This window comes from Psychrobacillus lasiicapitis, from assembly GCF_006861795.1.
Taxonomy (GTDB): Bacteria; Bacillota; Bacilli; order Bacillales_A; family Planococcaceae; genus Psychrobacillus; species Psychrobacillus lasiicapitis.
Map to the genome: position 1 here is coordinate 321,854 of NZ_VDGH01000001.1, position 18,509 is coordinate 340,362.

At 38.3% G+C, this 18,509-nt stretch carries 15 protein-coding genes; 5 read left to right on the plus strand and 10 right to left on the minus strand.

Translation table 11 applies throughout. From position 1 onward, the window contains the following. Window positions 1-4: 4 nt before the first annotated feature. A complete protein-coding gene (gltB, locus tag FG382_RS01620) occupies window positions 5-4,540 on the minus strand; it encodes a glutamate synthase large subunit (protein ID WP_142537126.1) in 4,536 nt (1,511 codons plus the stop codon). Window positions 4,541-4,660: 120 nt separating this feature from the next. On the opposite strand from gltB, the gene gltC reads away from it, so the two are divergent. Beyond that, entirely contained in the window at window positions 4,661-5,563 is a 903-nt protein-coding gene (gene gltC, locus FG382_RS01625; protein WP_142537127.1) for a glutamate biosynthesis transcriptional regulator GltC, read from the plus strand. A gap of 319 nt (window positions 5,564-5,882) precedes the next feature. On the opposite strand, the gene FG382_RS01630 is transcribed toward gltC, so the two are convergent. Genes FG382_RS01630 through FG382_RS01640 form a run of 3 tightly spaced genes read right to left on the minus strand, consistent with a single transcriptional unit; the run spans window position 5,883 to window position 8,689 of the window. Beyond that, the gene (locus tag FG382_RS01630; RefSeq protein ID WP_142537398.1) at window positions 5,883-6,674 is read right to left on the minus strand and encodes a putative hydro-lyase; all 792 of its coding nucleotides are present in this window, start codon (window positions 6,672-6,674) and stop codon (window positions 5,883-5,885) included. 19 nt (window positions 6,675-6,693) lie between these two features. Beyond that, on the minus strand, window positions 6,694-7,914 hold the full coding sequence (locus FG382_RS01635) for an NRAMP family divalent metal transporter (RefSeq protein WP_142537128.1): 1,221 nt from the start codon (window positions 7,912-7,914) through the stop codon (window positions 6,694-6,696). Window positions 7,915-7,927: 13 nt separating this feature from the next. Then, window positions 7,928-8,689 carry a LamB/YcsF family protein gene (locus tag FG382_RS01640; RefSeq protein WP_142537129.1) on the minus strand — a complete coding sequence of 254 codons (762 nt, stop codon included), beginning with the start codon at window positions 8,687-8,689 and terminating at the stop codon, window positions 7,928-7,930. A gap of 279 nt (window positions 8,690-8,968) precedes the next feature. On the opposite strand from FG382_RS01640, the gene pxpB reads away from it, so the two are divergent. Both pxpB and FG382_RS01650 read left to right on the plus strand, forming a co-directional pair. Next, on the plus strand, window positions 8,969-9,670 hold the full coding sequence (pxpB, locus tag FG382_RS01645; RefSeq protein ID WP_188713313.1) for a 5-oxoprolinase subunit PxpB: 702 nt from the start codon (window positions 8,969-8,971) through the stop codon (window positions 9,668-9,670). After that, on the plus strand, window positions 9,667-10,653 hold the full coding sequence (locus FG382_RS01650) for a 5-oxoprolinase subunit C family protein (RefSeq protein ID WP_142537131.1): 987 nt from the start codon (window positions 9,667-9,669) through the stop codon (window positions 10,651-10,653). Before pxpB ends, FG382_RS01650 begins: the two co-directional genes overlap by 4 nt. A 38-nt stretch (window positions 10,654-10,691) precedes the next feature. On the opposite strand, the gene FG382_RS01655 is transcribed toward FG382_RS01650, so the two are convergent. Beyond that, the gene (locus FG382_RS01655; protein ID WP_142537132.1) at window positions 10,692-11,441 is read right to left on the minus strand and encodes an IclR family transcriptional regulator; all 750 of its coding nucleotides are present in this window, start codon (window positions 11,439-11,441) and stop codon (window positions 10,692-10,694) included. Next, complete coding sequence (locus FG382_RS01660) at window positions 11,438-12,358, minus strand: DMT family transporter (RefSeq protein WP_142537133.1); 921 nt, start codon at window positions 12,356-12,358, stop codon at window positions 11,438-11,440. Before FG382_RS01660 ends, FG382_RS01655 begins: the two co-directional genes overlap by 4 nt. Window positions 12,359-12,592: 234 nt before the next feature. On the opposite strand from FG382_RS01660, the gene ilvA reads away from it, so the two are divergent. Continuing rightward, entirely contained in the window at window positions 12,593-13,855 is a 1,263-nt protein-coding gene (gene ilvA / locus FG382_RS01665; RefSeq protein WP_142537134.1) for a threonine ammonia-lyase IlvA, read from the plus strand. A gap of 164 nt (window positions 13,856-14,019) precedes the next feature. Beyond that, the gene (locus tag FG382_RS01670; protein ID WP_142537135.1) at window positions 14,020-15,507 is read left to right on the plus strand and encodes a catalase; all 1,488 of its coding nucleotides are present in this window, start codon (window positions 14,020-14,022) and stop codon (window positions 15,505-15,507) included. Between the two features lie 55 nt (window positions 15,508-15,562). Here the strand turns inward: FG382_RS01670 and FG382_RS01675 are convergent, their stop codons facing one another. The 4 genes from FG382_RS01675 to FG382_RS01690 are packed head-to-tail and all read right to left on the minus strand — an operon-like array spanning window position 15,563 to window position 18,362. After that, the gene (locus FG382_RS01675; RefSeq protein ID WP_142537136.1) at window positions 15,563-16,171 is read right to left on the minus strand and encodes a DUF2441 domain-containing protein; all 609 of its coding nucleotides are present in this window, start codon (window positions 16,169-16,171) and stop codon (window positions 15,563-15,565) included. Window positions 16,172-16,200: 29 nt separating this feature from the next. Next, window positions 16,201-17,469: an erythromycin esterase family protein gene (locus tag FG382_RS01680; RefSeq protein ID WP_142537137.1), complete on the minus strand. Its 1,269-nt coding sequence runs from the start codon at window positions 17,467-17,469 to the stop codon at window positions 16,201-16,203. A gap of 22 nt (window positions 17,470-17,491) precedes the next feature. After that, on the minus strand, window positions 17,492-18,058 hold the full coding sequence (locus FG382_RS01685; protein WP_142537138.1) for a DUF2812 domain-containing protein: 567 nt from the start codon (window positions 18,056-18,058) through the stop codon (window positions 17,492-17,494). After that, window positions 18,045-18,362, minus strand: coding sequence for a PadR family transcriptional regulator (locus FG382_RS01690; RefSeq protein WP_142537139.1), 318 nt, complete (start codon window positions 18,360-18,362; stop codon window positions 18,045-18,047). The genes FG382_RS01685 and FG382_RS01690 overlap by 14 nt, the downstream gene beginning before the upstream one ends. Between the last annotated feature and the right edge of the window lie 147 nt (window positions 18,363-18,509).

Genomic DNA, 18,509 nt, shown 5'->3' on the forward strand with positions numbered 1-18,509 from the left:
TCTCTTATTTTTTCGCAAGTACAGTTTGCTTCTTTTCTTGCTTTGCAGAAGTAGCTAAAAATGCCTGCATTGCCGCTGCATCATCTGTCAAACCATTGCGTTTTAAATCGGCAATTTTAGTAAGCATCAATTTGTAATCATTCGGTACTACTTTTACGAACTTTTGAACAAATACATCCCACTGATCCAGTATGTTCATCGCTTTCGTGCTCTTTGTGTAATAGTAATGATCCATTATTAATTGGCGAATTTCATGCCGTTCTTCTGACAGTACTATTCGTTCCAATCCGATCATTTCCATGTTGCATTTTTGTTTAAATCCGTCCAAGTCATCATCTACAAGTACATACGCAATCCCGCCTGACATTCCTGCGCCGAAATTCTTTCCAACATCCCCTAGTATGACAGCACGACCTCCCGTCATATATTCACATCCGTGATCCCCAATTCCTTCTACAACAACATCTACTCCACTATTACGAACTGCAAAGCGCTCCCCTGCACGACCATTTATAAATGCAGTTCCACTTGTCGCACCGTAAAGCGTAACGTTTCCAGCAATCACATTTTCTTCTGCAGTACCTTTTAGCGGCGCTGAAACTATTAGTTTTCCTCCAGATAAACCTTTTCCAAAATAATCATTAACATCCCCTGTTACATACATCGACATCCCTTTTGGAACAAATGCACCGAAACTTTGCCCAGCTGCCCCTGTAAATCGAAGGGTGATCGAATCCTCCGCTAACCCTCTAGCTCCATATAATTTAGAAATTTCGCTTCCAATGATCGTTCCTACTACACGATCTGTGTTTGCGATTGGATAATTTAAGTCCACTTTCGATTCGCTTAAGATTGCATGCTCTACTTTTGGTAACAATTGTGTTAAGTCAAAAGTTTGTTCTATTTTATGATTTTGAACTGTTTTAAACGTTCGAGTTCCTTCCGGTTGATAAAGAAGGGCCGATAAATTCAGCTGTTTCGCTTTCCAATGATTTTTTGCACGATCGCTTACTTCTAGCACATCCGTACGTCCTACCATTTCTTCTACTGTTCTAAAACCAAGTAACGCCATATATTCTCGTACTTCTTCTGCTACAAATTTCATAAAGTTAACCACGTAATCTGCACTTCCAGTGAATTTATCACGGAGCTCTGGATTTTGCGTAGCAATACCAACCGGGCAAGTATCTAAATGACAAGCCCGCATCATGACACACCCTAAGACGATAAGTGGAGCAGTGGCAAAACCATATTCCTCTGCACCAAGTAGAGCAGCCATTACAACGTCTTTACCAGTCATCAATTTTCCATCCGTTTCGAGTCTGACTCGATCACGAAGTCCGTTTAACATTAACGTTTGGTGGGCTTCGGCAAGACCGAGTTCCCATGGCAGCCCCGTATGTTTAATACTTGTTTTAGGGGAAGCACCCGTTCCTCCGTCATATCCACTAATAACAATGACATCTGCCGCACCTTTAGCGACACCTGCTGCGATTGTTCCAACACCTGATTTAGCAACTAATTTTACACTAATCCGTGCAGCTCTATTTGCATTTTTTAAGTCATGAATTAATTGCGCCATATCCTCAATCGAATAAATATCATGATGTGGAGGTGGAGATATTAATCCAACTCCAGTTGTTGAACCACGAACATCCGCTACCCATGGATAGACTTTATTGCCAGGTAACTGGCCTCCTTCTCCCGGTTTTGCGCCTTGCGCCATTTTGATCTGCAGCTCATCTGCTTGCACTAAATAATGGCTTTTTACACCGAATCGACCAGATGCAATTTGTTTGATAGCACTGCGACGATTATCTCCGTTTAGATCTAGTTCATAGCGGCTTGGATGCTCTCCACCTTCCCCACTATTACTTTTCCCACCAATTCGGTTCATGGCAATTGCTAGTGTTTCATGGGCTTCTTTGCTTAGTGAACCAAATGACATCGCTCCTGTTTTAAATCGTTTAACAATCGAATCTACTGACTCCACTTGATCTAACGGGATACGTGTAGCATCTTTTTTGAATGTCAATAAATTACGTAAAAATCCGATCCGTTCTTCGTTCGCCATTTCAGCATATTGTCGGTATAATCCATAATCCCCTCTGCGAGTGGCCCACTGGAGCGTATGAATCGTTTTCGGATTGAATGCATGATGTTCTCCTGTGCTTCTCCACTGAAAATCACTACCCGATTCTAAAGAAGCCTCCTTCGATTCGTGTGCTGCTTGATATCGTTTAATTGCTTCTTCAGCAATTGTTTCTAGATTGATTCCACCTATTTGAGAAGCAGTTCCTGTGAAATAGCGATCGATCACTTCTTTACTAATGCCTACCGCTTCAAAAACTTGTGCACCACGGTAACTTTGAACAGTGGATATTCCCATTTTCGACATTACTTTGACGACACCATCAGCTATGCCTTTACTATATTTTGCTACGGCTTCTGTGTAGCTTATCGTAATATGCCCATTTTCGATTGCTTCTGCGATCGTTGCAAAAGCAAGATATGGGTTGATCGCATCTACGCCGTAACCGATTAGCGTAGCGAATTGATGTACCTCTCTTGCCTCTCCAGACTCCACGATAATACTTACTTTCGTTCGATTCCCTGTACGTAGTAAATGCTGGTGTAGACTGCTTGCTGCGAGTAAAACGGGAATGGTTGTATGATTTACATCTGACTGTCGGTCAGATAGGATAAGCAAGCTTATTCCCTGTGCTATATATTCATCCGCAATATTAGTAATAGTATTCAAATTATTTTCTAAGTCTTCTGACATATCAAGATAGATAGTGGCACTTTGAAAATGTTTTGACTTCATGCCTCTTAGTTGTTTAAGTTGGCAATTGGTTAAAATTGGTGTATCCAAAAAGATTCGTTTACTATTTTGTTCTGCTGGTTGCAGTAAATCTCCTTCTGCTCCAAGCAGTGTCATCGTCGAGGTGACAATATGCTCTCTGATTGAATCGATTGGAGGATTCGTAACTTGTGCAAACAGTTGTTTAAAATAATTAAATAGCGATTGCGGTCGATCCGATAACACGGCAAGTGGTGTATCACTACCCATTGAGCCAATTGGGTCTTTCCCGTCTAGAGCGAGCGGAACGATATATTTTTGAATATCCTCATATGTGTAACCAAATACTTTTTGTTTGAATAAGAGATCCTCTATTTGCTCGGTTTTTTCATTTTCAGGTGAAATCGATACTAAATTTTCGTTTAACCACTTACCATACGGTAGTGCATTTGCCATATCGGATTTAATTTCTTCGTCTGAAATAATACGTCCTTGCTCCAAATCGACAAGTAACATCTTTCCTGGACTTAAACGTTCTTTGATCAAAATATTGTCTTCCTCTACATCTACTACGCCTACTTCAGAAGAAAAAATAATATAATCATCTTTTGTCACATAATAGCGAGCCGGACGTAATCCATTTCGATCTAATATAGCTCCAATTTGCTTACCATCTGTAAATGAAATGGCTGTCGGTCCATCCCAAGGCTCCATTAAGCTGCTGTGATAGGCATAGAAAGCTTTTTTCTCCTCACTAATATGTGGGTTTTCTGTCCAAGGCTCAGGTATTAACATCATCGCTGTATGGGCAGGTGTTCTACCCGCAAGTACAAAAAATTCAAACGCGTTATCAAGCATAGAAGAGTCACTTCCGTTTGTATCAATAATCGGTAATAATTTTGGAAGATCTTCTCCAAATGCTTTCGATACAAATTGTTGTTCTCGTGCTTTCATCCAGTTAATGTTTCCCCGTAACGTATTGATTTCCCCGTTGTGGACGATATATCGGTTTGGATGAGCTCTTTCCCAGCTAGGAAACGTATTGGTACTGTAACGAGAATGTACTAACGAAAATGCAGACATAAATAATTCATCTTGCAAATCTACGTAAAAAAGATCCACTTCTTCGGGAGTGAGTAATCCTTTATAAACAATTGTTTGACTAGAAAGACTCGCGCAATAAAATTTCTTTTCTTGTAGATGCGCCCAGTGCTCCACTTGTTTTCTGATGACGTATAATTTCCGTTCAAATGCAAGTGAGTCAGCTGTATTTACTGCTTTGATAAATACTTGACGAACGACTGGTGCCGTCTCTTTTGCTTTTTCACTTAAGCATTCTGCGTTTATAGGCACCGTTCGCCAGCCGATAAGCTCTTGCCCCTCTGCCACGATTGTCTCATTTATTTTTTGCTCAATCGCTTGGCGTTCTTCCGTGTTATTTGTAAAAAATAGCATTCCTACGCCGTATGCCCCGCTTTCCGGCAAATTCCATTTGTTACAAACAACACGAAAATAGACATCTGGAATTTGTACCATTAAACCAGCACCATCCCCAGTTTGACCATCGCTGCCTCGCCCTGCACGGTGATCTAGTCTGCATAACATTTCTAATCCTTTTTTGACAATGTCATGTGTTTGCTTACCTTTTATATGTGCATATAAACCTATCCCACATGCGTCATGTTCAAACGCAGGATCGTACATGCCTTGTGCTTTTGGTATTTGATGAAATGTCATGTGAATCCCTCCATCTTCTAGAAAAACTAACTTAGGAATATTGTATGTTTTCAAACTAATACAAACAATATATAATTTGGATATAAATCATCTACATTTTAGATAGATTAGGAGGAAACGATGGAAATACGCCAGTTGAGGTACTTTATCGAAGTAGCCGAACGGGAACATATTTCGGATGCGGCCATTCATTTGCATGTAGCTCAGTCAGCAGTTAGTAGGCAAATCGCCAATTTAGAAGACGAGCTTGGCGTCGAATTATTTGAACGTGTTGGGAGAAATGTGAAACTGACACCAATAGGGAAGATTTTTTTAGAGCATTGCATTTCCGCATTACAGGCAATCGATTATGCAAAAAAGCAAATCGATGAATATTTGGATCCGGATAAAGGGACGATTAAAATAGGCTTTCCTACTAGTTTAGCAGGCCATTTTTTGCCGACTGTTATTTCCGCATTTAAAAAAGAATACCCGCATGTCGCCTTTCATTTGAGACAAGGGTCTTATCATTATTTAATAGACGCTGTGAAAAATCGAGAGCTGAATCTGGCATTCCTAGGACCTCTTCCGCCTAAGGATCATTCGATCAACACATCCATCTTATTCACCGAAAATTTTTCGGCACTGTTGCCCACTTCTCATCGATTGGCAAAACGAGAGAAAATTCATTTAAAGGATTTGCTGGAGGATGATTTTATTTTATTTCCAGAAGGATATATATTACGTAAGATTGCACTAGATGCTTGTAATTCCGTAGGGTTCACTCCTAACACCTCTTCCGAAGGGGAAGATATGGATGCTATAAAAGGATTAGTTGCAGCCGGTATGGGGGTAAGCCTTCTACCAGAAAGTTCTTTCTATAATGCAACCCCACGTTTTACAGTGAAGCTACCCATTGAATCGCCGATTATTAGGAGAACAGTAGGCATCATTAGCCCCTCCACCAGAGAGTTGTCTCCTTCTGAAAAAGTGTTTCATCAATTCGTTGTGCGTTTTTTTGCTGTACTCGGACAGTACCAATAAGAAAAGCGCAAGCGCCTATGTCTGCTCCGACAGGCAATTGGGGATGTGGTAAGTCTGCAAAGTGCGCCACATCCTGTGGCAAAGCAGACATGACCCGCATCGTGCGGGTCAAGGAGGCAGTTCCCCAGCCACCACAAGCGATTTTGTTTGCGACGAGCTTGCGCAGGAGCAGCTTTTTCACATTTGACCCCGAGGTGCAAAGCGCTGGAGCTAGATCGACACTGAGTAAAAAGTATATACTTTCTTATCTTTTGAAAAAGACAGGAAATCGTGTGTTTCACGATTCCCTGTCTTTTATTAGTTGTTAGGAAAAAATCTATTATAGAACACTTAATTTTTCATCTTTTAAATCACTGATGAACATACAACCGGGTGCATGCGTAATCATAATCGAAGGTTTACTTTGCATTGCAACCGCTTGTGGTGTAACTCCACAAGCCCAGAATACAGGGATTTCTCCTTCTTTTATCGTTACGGCATCTCCAAAATCTGGTTTTTCAATATCCGAAATTCCAATCTGTGCCGGGTCTCCAATATGAATCGGTGCCCCATGCACACCAGGGAATCGAGAAGTGATTTGAACGGCGCGAATTGCATCCTTATGAGACATCGGACGCATACTTACTACCATAGGCCCTTCAAAAACTCCTGCTTTTTCACACGCAATATTTGTTTTATACATCGGCACATTACATTCTTCTTCGATATGCCTGATTGGAATACCAGCTTCAAGTAAAGGTGTTTCGAATGTGAAACTACAGCCGATCAAAAATGCGACCATATCCTCTTCCCAGTATCCTTTAATATCCGTAACCTCATCCGTAAAAACACCGTCTTTATAAATGCGGTATTTAGGAATATCCGTTCGAATATCTGCTTCATTTCCAATTAAACTTGGCGTATATGATCCTATCTCTGTTACATCCACTAAAGGGCAGGATTTTGGATTTCTCTGACAAAATAATAAAAAGTCAAATGCATGCTCTTTCTTTAAGATAGCTAAATTCGCTTGTGTATAACCTTTTGCCATTCCTGCAGTAGGACCAGTGATTTCTCGAGCACGAATTTTGGCGCGCAAGTCATTTGGCGACATAGTTTCAAAATTTAACATCTTCATCACACACTCCTCTTTATTTAAATAGCAATGGAATTTGTTCAATTAACGTGATAATACCTAACACTCCCATTATAACGACTACTAATCCCCCTGTGATCGTTAACCAAAGTGGATGCTTATAATCGCCTACTATATTTTTCTTGTGGGCAGCTACCAACATGGTTCCAAGCGCTAACGGTAAAATTAGTGCATTTAGCGCACCAACAAGAAGGAGAATATTGACCGGTCGTCCAACTAAAGCAAATGTTATGGTCGATACTAAAATGAATAATATAATTATCCAGTTATGGTATTTTTCAATCATTGGATGGAATGAACGAATAAATGAGACAGATGTATAAGCCGCTCCTACCACAGATGTGATGGCAGCAGCCCACATAATAACTCCAAACATCCTAAAACCAATCTCACCCGCTGCGAGTTGAAAGACGGATGCCGGTGGATTTGCCGGATCAATTGCCAATCCTTGACTCACAACACCAAGTACCGCTAAAAATAGAGCAATTCGCATGACGCCTGTCACAGCAATTCCAGTTACAGAACTTTTTGTCACCTGTGGCAACGATTCCACACCTTTAACACCAGCATCTAATAGGCGGTGCCCCCCTGCAAAAGTAATATATCCTCCAACTGTACCACCAACAAGTGTCACTATAGCGAATATACTTATTTCAGCTGGAGCAAATGTATTGATAACTGCTTCACCAACCGGAGGTGATGTAATGAAAGCCACATATACCATTAATATGATCATTACAAAACCGGCAAATTGAGCAACTTTATCCATCGCTTTTCCTGCTTCTTTTACAACAAATATAAAGATTGCAAATGCCGCACTGATTATAGCCCCTTTAATCGGATCCAAACCAAGCATTGCATTTAAACCTAGTCCTGCTCCGGCTACATTTCCAATATTGAATGCTAGTCCACCCATGACGATGAGAATTGCTAAAAGTACCCCGAGTCCAGGTATTACTTTGTTTGCGATTTCCTGTCCACGTAAACCTGAAACCGCGATGATCCTCCACACATTCACTTGTGCAAAAATATCGAGCAATAAAGAAATTAATATAACGAATCCAAAACTAGCTGCAAGCTGCTGAGTGAAGACCGTTGTTTGGGTTAAAAATCCTGGTCCTATAGATGATGTGGCCATTAAGAATGCTGCACCCAGTAAGACGCTTTTCCCGACTTTCTTATTAGTATTAGTTGTCTCTATTTTTTGCTTTCCCATACCAATTCTCCCCTTAATCGAACACTGCGGAAACTACAATACTGTTACTCTCCAAAGTTTCTTTAATATATTTAGCAAAAGATACAGCGTGTTCCCCATCCCCATGAATACAAACTGTATCAGCGTTTATCAATACTTCTGTATGTTGTTGAGAAATTACTTTTCCTTCAGTGACCATTTTAACTACTTGTGCAACGGAATGATCCTTGTCCGTTATAAGTGCATCCGTTTGTTGACGAGAAGTTAGTGATCCATCTGACTGATAAGTACGGTCTGCGAATACTTCATGGGCTGTATGTAAGCCAATTTTCTCTCCAGCATCCGTTAGTTTACTACCTGCTAAACCGAATAATACTAATTTAGGAGAAACATCATATACAGCTTGAGCTATTGCTTTGGCGAGCTCCGAGTCTTTTGAAGCCATATTATACAAAGCTCCATGAGGCTTCACATGTTGCATCCGCTCTCCAACAGTAGCTAAAAACCCATTTAAAGCGCCAATTTGATAAACAACGAGGTCATAGGCTTCTTGAGGAGTTATATTCATTTCTCTTCTACCAAATCCATTTAAATCGGGCAATCCAGGATGAGCACCTATCTTTACCCCATTTTCAATTGCTAACTTGACGGTTTCCCGCATAACACTCGGATCTCCCGCATGAAATCCACATGCAATATTAGCGGAAGTTACATATTTCAATATTTCCTTTTGTTCTCCTAGTTTATATCTCCCAAAACTTTCCCCAAGATCACAATTTAAATCTACTCGAAACATTCTTATCCCCTCCTGAAGTAAATAATTGTACTGCGAAAATACTTTTGTTCCGAAATACGGAACTTACGTTTTGAAACATAAAACAATTTTAGCACAGTTAGATTTTTCTGAATAGATACTATTTTGATTTAGCTCTATATAACGTTAAGATATTATTTAACTTGTAATTTGTTTTTAGAGAATTATAATTATTAATATAATTCATTTTTAGGAACTCAAGTACCATATTTCGAAACTAAAGGAGCTGTTTTTGTGCCCAACCAACAGATAAAAGCCACCATGAAACCATTGGGTGATTCCGCACTAATCGTACAGCTTGGGGAAGGTATGGATCCAACTATTCACGAAAAAGTGAAGAATCTTTCAGGACTATTAACCAATCAACCATTTGAAGGATTCATTGAACTGGTGCCTGCTTACAATAATATAACTGTCTATTACGATCCATACATTGTGCATACATCCCAAATAGGGACATCAACTGCTTTTGTAAAAGTATGTAACCATATAAACCATATAGTGAAGCAAGTGAAGATCAATAAAAAGGAAAGTCCAAGAATTGTGTCCATACCGGTATGTTATGGGGGAGAGTTGGGACCTGATCTAGAAGATGTTGCCCAGTATCACAATCTGACTCCACAAGAAGTTATTCAAATTCATGCTGAAGGAGAATGTTTGGTATATATGCTAGGTTTTGCTCCTGGGTTTCCTTTTATGGGTGGAATGGATACTCGCATTGCAACACCTCGAAAAGAAACACCTAGGTTATTCATACCGCCTGGATCTGTAGGCATTGCTGGTAAACAGACTGGAATTTATCCTCTGGAAACTCCTGGTGGATGGCAAATTATTGGAAGAACGCCACTAGATTTGTTTTTACCTAAAATCTCTCCCCCTACTTTACTCCAACCAGGAGATAAGATTAAATTTGTTCCGATTTCTCCTAGTGAATACTTAGAGTATAAGGAGATGAAACAATGAGTATAAAAGTATTGCATCCAGGACTGCTAACAACAGTTCAAGACATCGGAAGATATGGTTCTCAGAAGTACGGAGTTATTGTTAGTGGTGCAATGGACAGTTATTCTTTACGCCTTTCCAATATTTTAGTTGGCAATAAAGAGAACGAGGCTGCGCTCGAGATTACAATATACGGAACAACGCTTCAATTGGAAGAAGATACGTTAATCGCCATTACCGGAGGCGATTTTCTTGCGACGATTGATGGAAAAATTGTCCCTTTGTGGCGTCCTGTGCTCGTAAAGAAAAATGCTATCTTAAAGTTCCATTCGGCCATTAAAGGAAGTAGAGCCTATATCGCTTTCGCAGGTGGCATAGATATCCCGCAAATGATGGGAAGTAAAAGTACATATATCCGAGCGAATATTGGTGGATTCGAAGGCAGAGCTCTGCAAAAAGGAGATAAACTAAACATCGGTGTCAAAAGCACGCTTAGTGAAGCACTGCTCAAACAATTAGATGATAAAAATGTCCCTTGGTCCGTTAATTTCAATGAACTAATAAACTTTAGACAAGAACCGATCATTCGTGTACTAAAAGGCACAGAGTTTGACCGATTTGACAAAGAAAGCCGGCAAACATTTTTCCAACAACCTTATACGTTAACAGTTCAGTCGGATCGCATGGGATATCGAATAGAAGGTCCTCCTCTCTCACTTTCGGAGAAATTCGAACTATTATCAGAAGGTGTGACATTTGGTACAATTCAAATCCCACCTAGTGGTCAACCTATTATCCTAATGGCAGACAGACAAACTACTGGAGGCTATCCTAAATTTGGACAAGTAATTACTGCAGATTTACCAAGTTTGGCACAACTCCAGCCAGGAATGACCATTCGATTTAAGGAGGTTACATTGAAAGAAGCTGAAACTGCTTTATTACAAAATGAACAGTTCATAAATAACGTAAAAACGGCTATACAATATAAATTATTTCATTAAACAAAAAAAGTCCTCCAATCATTTTAGAGGACTTTTTCTTATCTAACATATCCTAGTTTTTCGGATATTTCATTTGCAGCTGCCATTATTTTTTGAGAGAAAATCGCTTCGTTTTCATTCTGGTAATTCGCTTCAATTCCAGCAATACTAATTCCAGCAATAACTTCCCCTTTATAATTGAAAATAGGTGCTGCGATTGCTGATGTATGATTTTCTAACTCTGAATGACTAATAGTATAGCCACTAGTTCTTGCACTTTGGATACTCTCTATCAATTGTTCTTTGTTAATAATTGTACCTATTGCGAAAGGTTCTAATTGGATATTTTCTAAATAACTTTCTATTTCCTCCTCCTGCAAAAATGATAATATCACTCTCGAGCAAGCCCCAGCATATAACGGACTTCTTCTACCGATCGCAGTATACAAACGTACTTTTTGAAAAACATCAACCTTTTCAATATAAATCGCTTCATCGCCTTGTTTAACGATTAGATTAATCGCTTCTTTTAACTCTTTATGTAATGCTTGCATAATAGGATAGGCAATTTGACGAAGATCCAATCTCGAAGAAACCAGATTTCCGTAAGTAAGAAATAGTAGTCCTAAACGATATTTTGAATCATCTCCTTTCTCTATAAAACCCATTTCTTCTAAAGTTAAGAGCATTCGATAAACCGATGTTTTGGGAATACTCGATAGTTCAATGATGTCTTGAAATGACAACGCAGCATGCTCCATAAACAAGTTTAAAATATCCATTGAACGGACAACCGTTTTATTTTTCATATGCTCTCCTTTATTTTGTTATTTGTTTTTCTAAAGCTAAGAAGCTCCTTGTTCCCTCGATAATTAACGATTAAAATACTTAATCCCACCATTACTAATCCAATCAGAAGCAAATAAGTAATTGGTTCGCCCAAAAATACAACTCCTAAAAATACAGCGATAATTGGAACAAGGAAAGTAAAAGCACCAACTTTACTTGCCTCCCCTTCATTAATCAGCTTGTAATAAATAATATAGGCTATTGGAATGCCAAAAACAGCGCCAAAACTGACTCCAAATAAGTATCTACCATTCCAAATAATATCCGACCAACTTTCAAAAACAGTGCCGGTCCCTAATAAAAATGCCCCACCAATAATCGATTGTAATGAAACCATCCAATAAGCATCTAATCGATGGTTTACTTTTTTTACATAAATTACGCCGAAAGCCCAACATACCGCAGTTACCAAGCCTAAAGCAACACCTATTACAGATACATGAAAAGTTAATCCATCCAGACTTACAACGACAATTCCTAGAAAACCAATGAGTAGTCCGATTATTTTAACTGCATTCATCTGTTCCCCTAACCAGATCCAAGCAAACAATCCTAAAAGCACCGGTTGAAAATAAACAAGAATAGAAAACAATCCACCAGGTAAATAATTTAGCCCAACCGTTTGTATACCGAAAAACAAGATTGTATTAAATAAAGCCGTAATACAATACAAACGCCTATTTTCACGCCAATTAATCCTATCTAATCGTTTCAACAAAATAATTCCTAGTAAAGCCCCACCGATCACAGCTCGCATTCCCGCAAACAATAAAGGTGGAGTTGACGGTAATGTAAATTTATAAATCGGCCAACTGGCACCCCATAAAAAAACTAGAAATAAAAGCAACACAGTCGAATTGTTCCAAATTTTTTTCAAGCAGCAACTTCCTTTCCCCTTTGTACCCACTCTATTACTCCACTATACACCCAAAAAATAAAAGAGCCTACTAGAATTTTTCATGCTTTATACATGCTGAATACCGTTTTCAAGTAACTATTATGACACTATCGATATATTATTAAGAATTATCCCACAAATCTAGAATTTTCACGATTTAGTGTGTTAAAATGAATAAATGTTTAAATTAAATTGGAGGTTGGCATCAATATTATGCAAGTAACAAACACAAAAACCATTCACGTAGAAAATGTACTTATTGCACATCAATTTTTAAAGGATGTGGTTGTACACACCCCTTTGCAAAAAAATGATTACTTATCAGAAAAATACGGAGCGACCATTTACATTAAAAGAGAGGATTTACAACATGTTCGTTCTTTTAAACTAAGAGGCGCTTATTACAAAGTTAAAACAATAGAACAAGAAGCAAGGGAAAAAGGAGTCGTTTGTGCTAGCGCTGGAAATCACGCACAAGGCGTAGCTTATGCATGCGCCCAATTGAGAATTTCGGCTAATATATTCATGCCGTTAACAACACCCAAACAAAAAATTGACCAAGTGAAAATGTTTGGTCGCGAGTATGTGAAGATTACCCTTGCAGGTGATACATTTGATGATTCCGCAGCGAGCGCAACTGCTTTTGCAGAGACAGAAAACAGAATTTTCATCCATCCATTCGATGACTTAGATATCATCGCAGGTCAAGGTACCGTCGCAGTAGAAATCATGAATGATATCGAAGAGCCAATGGATTATGTATTTGGCAGTATTGGCGGTGGCGGACTAATAGCCGGAGTTTCTACTTATATAAAGAACCTCTCGCCTTTTACGAAAATAATCGGTGTAGAACCGGCCGGAGCTGGAAGTATGAAAGCTGCTTTTGGAAATGAGGGGCCAGTTGTTCTAGAGACAATCGATAAATTTGTAGACGGTGCTGCTGTGCAATGCGCTGGAAGTTTAACTTACGAAACATGTAAAAAATATGTAGATGATATCGTGCTCGTACCTGAAGGAAAAGTTTGTACAACTATTTTGGATTTGTACAATAAACATGCCATTATCGCAGAACCAGCCGGTGCACTACCGATTGCCGCGCTCGACTTTTATAAAGAAGAAATCAAAGGAAAATCAGTTGTATGTGTCATAAGTGGTGGTAATAACGATATTGGTAGAATGCAAGAAATAAAAGAAAAATCGCTTATGTATGAAGGACTACTCTACTACTTTATCGTGAATTTCCCACAAAGAGCAGGAGCACTCCGCCAATTTTTAGATAAAGTGCTTGGACCAGAGGATGATATCACAACATTTGAATATACGAAGAAAAACAACAAAGAAAGCGGTCCAGCTCTAGTAGGAATCGAATTAAAACATAAAGAAGATTATAATGGTCTTATTTCTCGATTAACTGAGAATGGATTTTCGTACAAAGAAGTAAATAAGGACAGTACATTATTTGACCTACTAATTTAACGTTAAGTTTGTTATATTAACGAATCAGCTATCTAGTCAGATAGATCAAAATTAATAGTAAATAAAAACTATTAAAATGTCACGTTTGATTTCTAGCAATATTTCCACCAGTTTGATATAATCATTATTGAATTATAAAGATTCTAATCTAGGAGGAATTATTAATGCCGGAAAATACAAAAAACAACAAATTAACGACTGCTGCAGGTGCTCCTGTAGTAGACAACCAAAACTCCATGTCTGCTGGTAGAAGAGGTCCACTTTTACTTCAAGACGTTTGGTTATTAGAAAAACTAGCTCACTTTGATAGAGAAGTAATTCCAGAACGTCGTATGCACGCAAAAGGATCTGCTGCATACGGTAAATTTACCGTAACAAATGATATTACAAAATATACGAAAGCAGCAATCTTCTCAGAGGTTGGAAAAGAAACAGACATGTTCGTGCGTTTCTCAACTGTAGCTGGTGAACGTGGAGCAGCTGACGCAGAACGTGATATTCGCGGATTCTCTATGCGTTTCTATACAGAACAAGGAAACTGGGATTTAGTTGGAAACAACACACCAGTATTCTTCTTCCGTGATCCTCTTAACTTCCCGGATTTAAACCATGCTGTTAAACGCGATCCAAGAACGAATATGCGCAGTGCAAATAATAACTGGGATTTCTGGACTTCCCTTCCGGAAGCACTTCACCAAGTAACAATTGTTATGAGTGACCGCGGAATTCCAGCAACTTACCGTAATATGCACGGTTTTGGTAGCCATACATTCAGTATGATTAACGCGGACAATGAACGTGTTTGGGTGAAATTCCACATGCGTTCTCAACAGCCAATTGAGAATTTAACAGACCAAGAAGCGGAAGAACTAGTTGGTAAAGACCGTGAAAGTCACCAACGTGATCTTTTAGAAAATATCGACCAAGGCAACTTCCCTAAATGGAAAATGTACATTCAAGTAATGACAGAAGAACAAGCAAGAAATCATCCTGACAATCCATTCGATTTAACAAAAGTTTGGTACAAAGGAGATTATCCATTAATCGAAGTTGGAGAAATGGAACTAAATCGCAACCCAGAAAACTACTTTGCAGAAGTAGAACAAGCAGCATTTACACCTGCAAACGTAGTACCTGGTATTAGCTTCTCTCCAGACAGAATGTTACAAGGCCGTCTATTCTCTTATGGAGATGCACAGCGTTACCGTTTAGGTGTTAACCACCACCAAATTCCAGTTAACCAACCAAGATGCCCTGTTCACTCTTTCCATAGAGATGGAGCTATGCGTACGGATGGCAACCTAGGTGCAACACTTCATTACGAGCCAAACACTTATGGTCAATGGAAATCACAACCGGAATTCAAAGATCCTGCGCTAGCACTTGATGGTCCAGCGGATATTTACGACTTCCGTGAAGATGATGACAACTATTTCGAGCAACCAGGTAAATTATTTAGATTAATGAGCCCTGAGCAACAACAATTATTATTTGATAACACGGGAAGAAACATGGCAGGTGTTGACAAACACATTCAGTTGCGTCACATTACTCATTGCTATAAAGCAGATCCTGCTTATGGTAAAGGTGTAGCAGAGGCATTGGATATTCCATGGGGCGAAGTAGAAGCTGCTTTAGCTTTCGCTGACTAATATAAAGTAACAAAAGCACCGCAATTTGCGGTGCTTTTTATTATTTTCCTTCTTGCTAAACTGACTTTTCCGGTGTAGTGAAATCATCCATAATTTCCACTACTTCTATTTTCCCATCAATTAACAATTCAGAAAGCTCGTTTTCTACATTTCCTTGCCAGTATTCTCTAGCTTGTTCGATTTTTTGAGAAAAGGGAACCCCATCCTCTTTTGGCAAAAGGTTTCCGTCTCCCTCAAAAGAATTACCATTAACTTGAAGTTTAACAATCTGCAAAACCTTCCGATTATAACTCTCAAATAATTCCTTCCATTTCATTACATCTTCATAGGTTTTTGTCGCATATAAACATGACAGTCTTGAAGGATATTGTGGATATTCTTGAAGCCTGACCATTTCAACAATTACTTCTCTTATCGCTCTTATTGTTTGATTTGCATAGTTAATTGTTACATCCGCATTTTCTTTATTCAGGGCTAAGCCAGCATTTGAATAATTCTCTTGTAAAATCTGAAAAAAATCTTCTCCTTTAGCATTTATTTGTTCTCTCTCAAAAAAGAATTGATATAGAGTATTTTTTTGTTTTTTATCAAAGCTAATTATTTGACCTAGCCTCATTTTCTTCCTCGTTACAAGATGATAAACATACAACTCATTCTCTTTCATGACCATTCCCCTATCTGTCTTCGCTTGGTTCACTCACTTACCTCTGTTGATGTTGTTTCTTTTAAAATAATAACGCCATCATAGGCCTTATTGGGTACCATTTCAATCGTATAAAACATTTTTAATAGCTTTTGCCAAGAACGAAAATCGTCCCCCACGTTCACCATTTTTTGTTTACTTTTTATAATGTCTAACAATTCCTTTGACTCACTTGCTTTTTCAAAATCGACGTAAAAAATATTTGGCTCTACTTCACGAAATGCATCAACCAAATCATTATGATTCTTTATCTTATAATTCTTTCGTTTATCTGATCCGCGGTTTAAGGCTTGAAAATTACTATTCATTAAGTCAGTACCGATTGCAAAATACTTGGCCCCATATAACTCATCTAAATAATTTCCCATCGATTTATAACCAGCTAATGAAGCCGACGTTTTTTCGATATGCCCATTATGTCCGGAGAAGAATACCTTCTCATGACCACGAGCCGCTTCCATTTCAACAATCCATTGCAAATTGTCTGCTAAGAACTGATCACGTAGTTGTTGGTAATCCCCCTCATTTAAAAATAGCTCTGTTCTTTGTTTCATTAGTTGGGCGTATTGGAAAGCAAAGGCAAACATATCCGGCGATGAATGTTCGATATATGCAACTTTATTTGATTGCAGATCTAAAATGATATGATCTAGTACTTCATCAATTTCTTTCAGTTGCTTCGTTGATAATGTTCTCATCATATCATTGGAAGCAGATTCGAGTTGAACTGCATAGTTTTGTTCCTCATCCTCATTAACAACTTTATAATAATCAAGCAGACCTTTTTTACTGTAATCATATCGCTGCATATCATTTCCATAAAAATATAGTTTTTCATCGCTACTAGCCATAGCGTTATAATCATGCATCCATTGAACAAGATCAATCATTTGCGCCGTTTTATAAATGCTATAATCAAGTGCGTTCACGGCTTCTTCTGCAGAACCATTTCCCTCTAAAATGTATTGATTAATTTCCTGTCCGCCACCAAAGTCCCCTTCTATTACAAACACACGCACATGTTCATTTTTGATTAATGTTTCAAATACATCTTTTTTCAATTCTTGTAGTTCTACATTCCCATGTGTTGCCTCTCCTAAGCCGATTATTGTTACATCATCTGGAATATTAATTTCTTTTACAGATGAAATATATTTTTCGGCTTCATCAAACACTTTATCGTTATTACTGCACGCCGATAAAACAATCATGAGACAAATAATAGCCAATAATAAAGTTTTCTTTTTAGAAAAATACATCTTCAAATCCCCTTGTTTATTATTATTCTTTTAACATGGAATACTTTCGATAAGCTTTATAGAAACTGCTACCAAAGAAAACAACCATAAGAGCGGGAAGTGACCTCAAAAGAGCAAATGGAGTTTCAAATAAAAACGCTTTCCAAAATAAGGAACCTCCCATGTTCCAAAGACCTTCCGCTAAATATAATCCTGAATCCTTGTAAAGCGTATAAGAAAAAAACAAGAACACTATAGCTAAACTAGCTGAATAACCCATCCATCTTTTATAATAATTACTCGTTGACTCTCGATCTGAGAAGATTTCATTTTGGTTATCCTCTTCTTTTTGCCAATAACGAATTCCACCAAGCCAAGGGCCATTTATATAACTCCAACCGAAGTCTTCGTATATCCCTCTATAATCTTTAAACTTTTGCTTTGATAAATAATCTTGATAATCCAGTCGCAACACATATCTCTTGTCGGTTTTTTCAAAAGTGTATATACCTAATCCACTAATATTTGTACAACGATAGCCCTTTTGTAATTGCTCGTTCAGCCATTGCTCTTCTTTTTCAATATCAAAAAACATCTTAAGCTTCTTCATTTGATTCACTTCCTTTGTACAAGGATAAAATATGCAATAACCTGTTTTGTTCCATTTTTAAAATGGCACTTCCTTCCTCAGTTATCATATAAACTTTTCTCCGACCTGACTCTCCGACAGGTTCAATCCAACCATGCTTATTCAAGTTTTCAATCGCCCCGTATAATGTGCCAGCTGCTAAAATAACAGTACCGTTACTTATCTCCTCAATCTTCTGCATGACGGCATAGCCATGAAGCGGCTCACGCAAGGCCAGCAAAATATAATGCATCGTTTCAGACAACGGCAATAATTTATGTTTCATCTTCTCACCCTCTATTCAGTTCGACTATATAGTTCAACTTAATAAAAAGATAATACAGTTCAACTGAATAGTCAACAATATTTTCATAATTCGTAAAAGAACTATACGTAAAAAGTTTAATAATAAGGAAGAACAATCTAAAAAGCC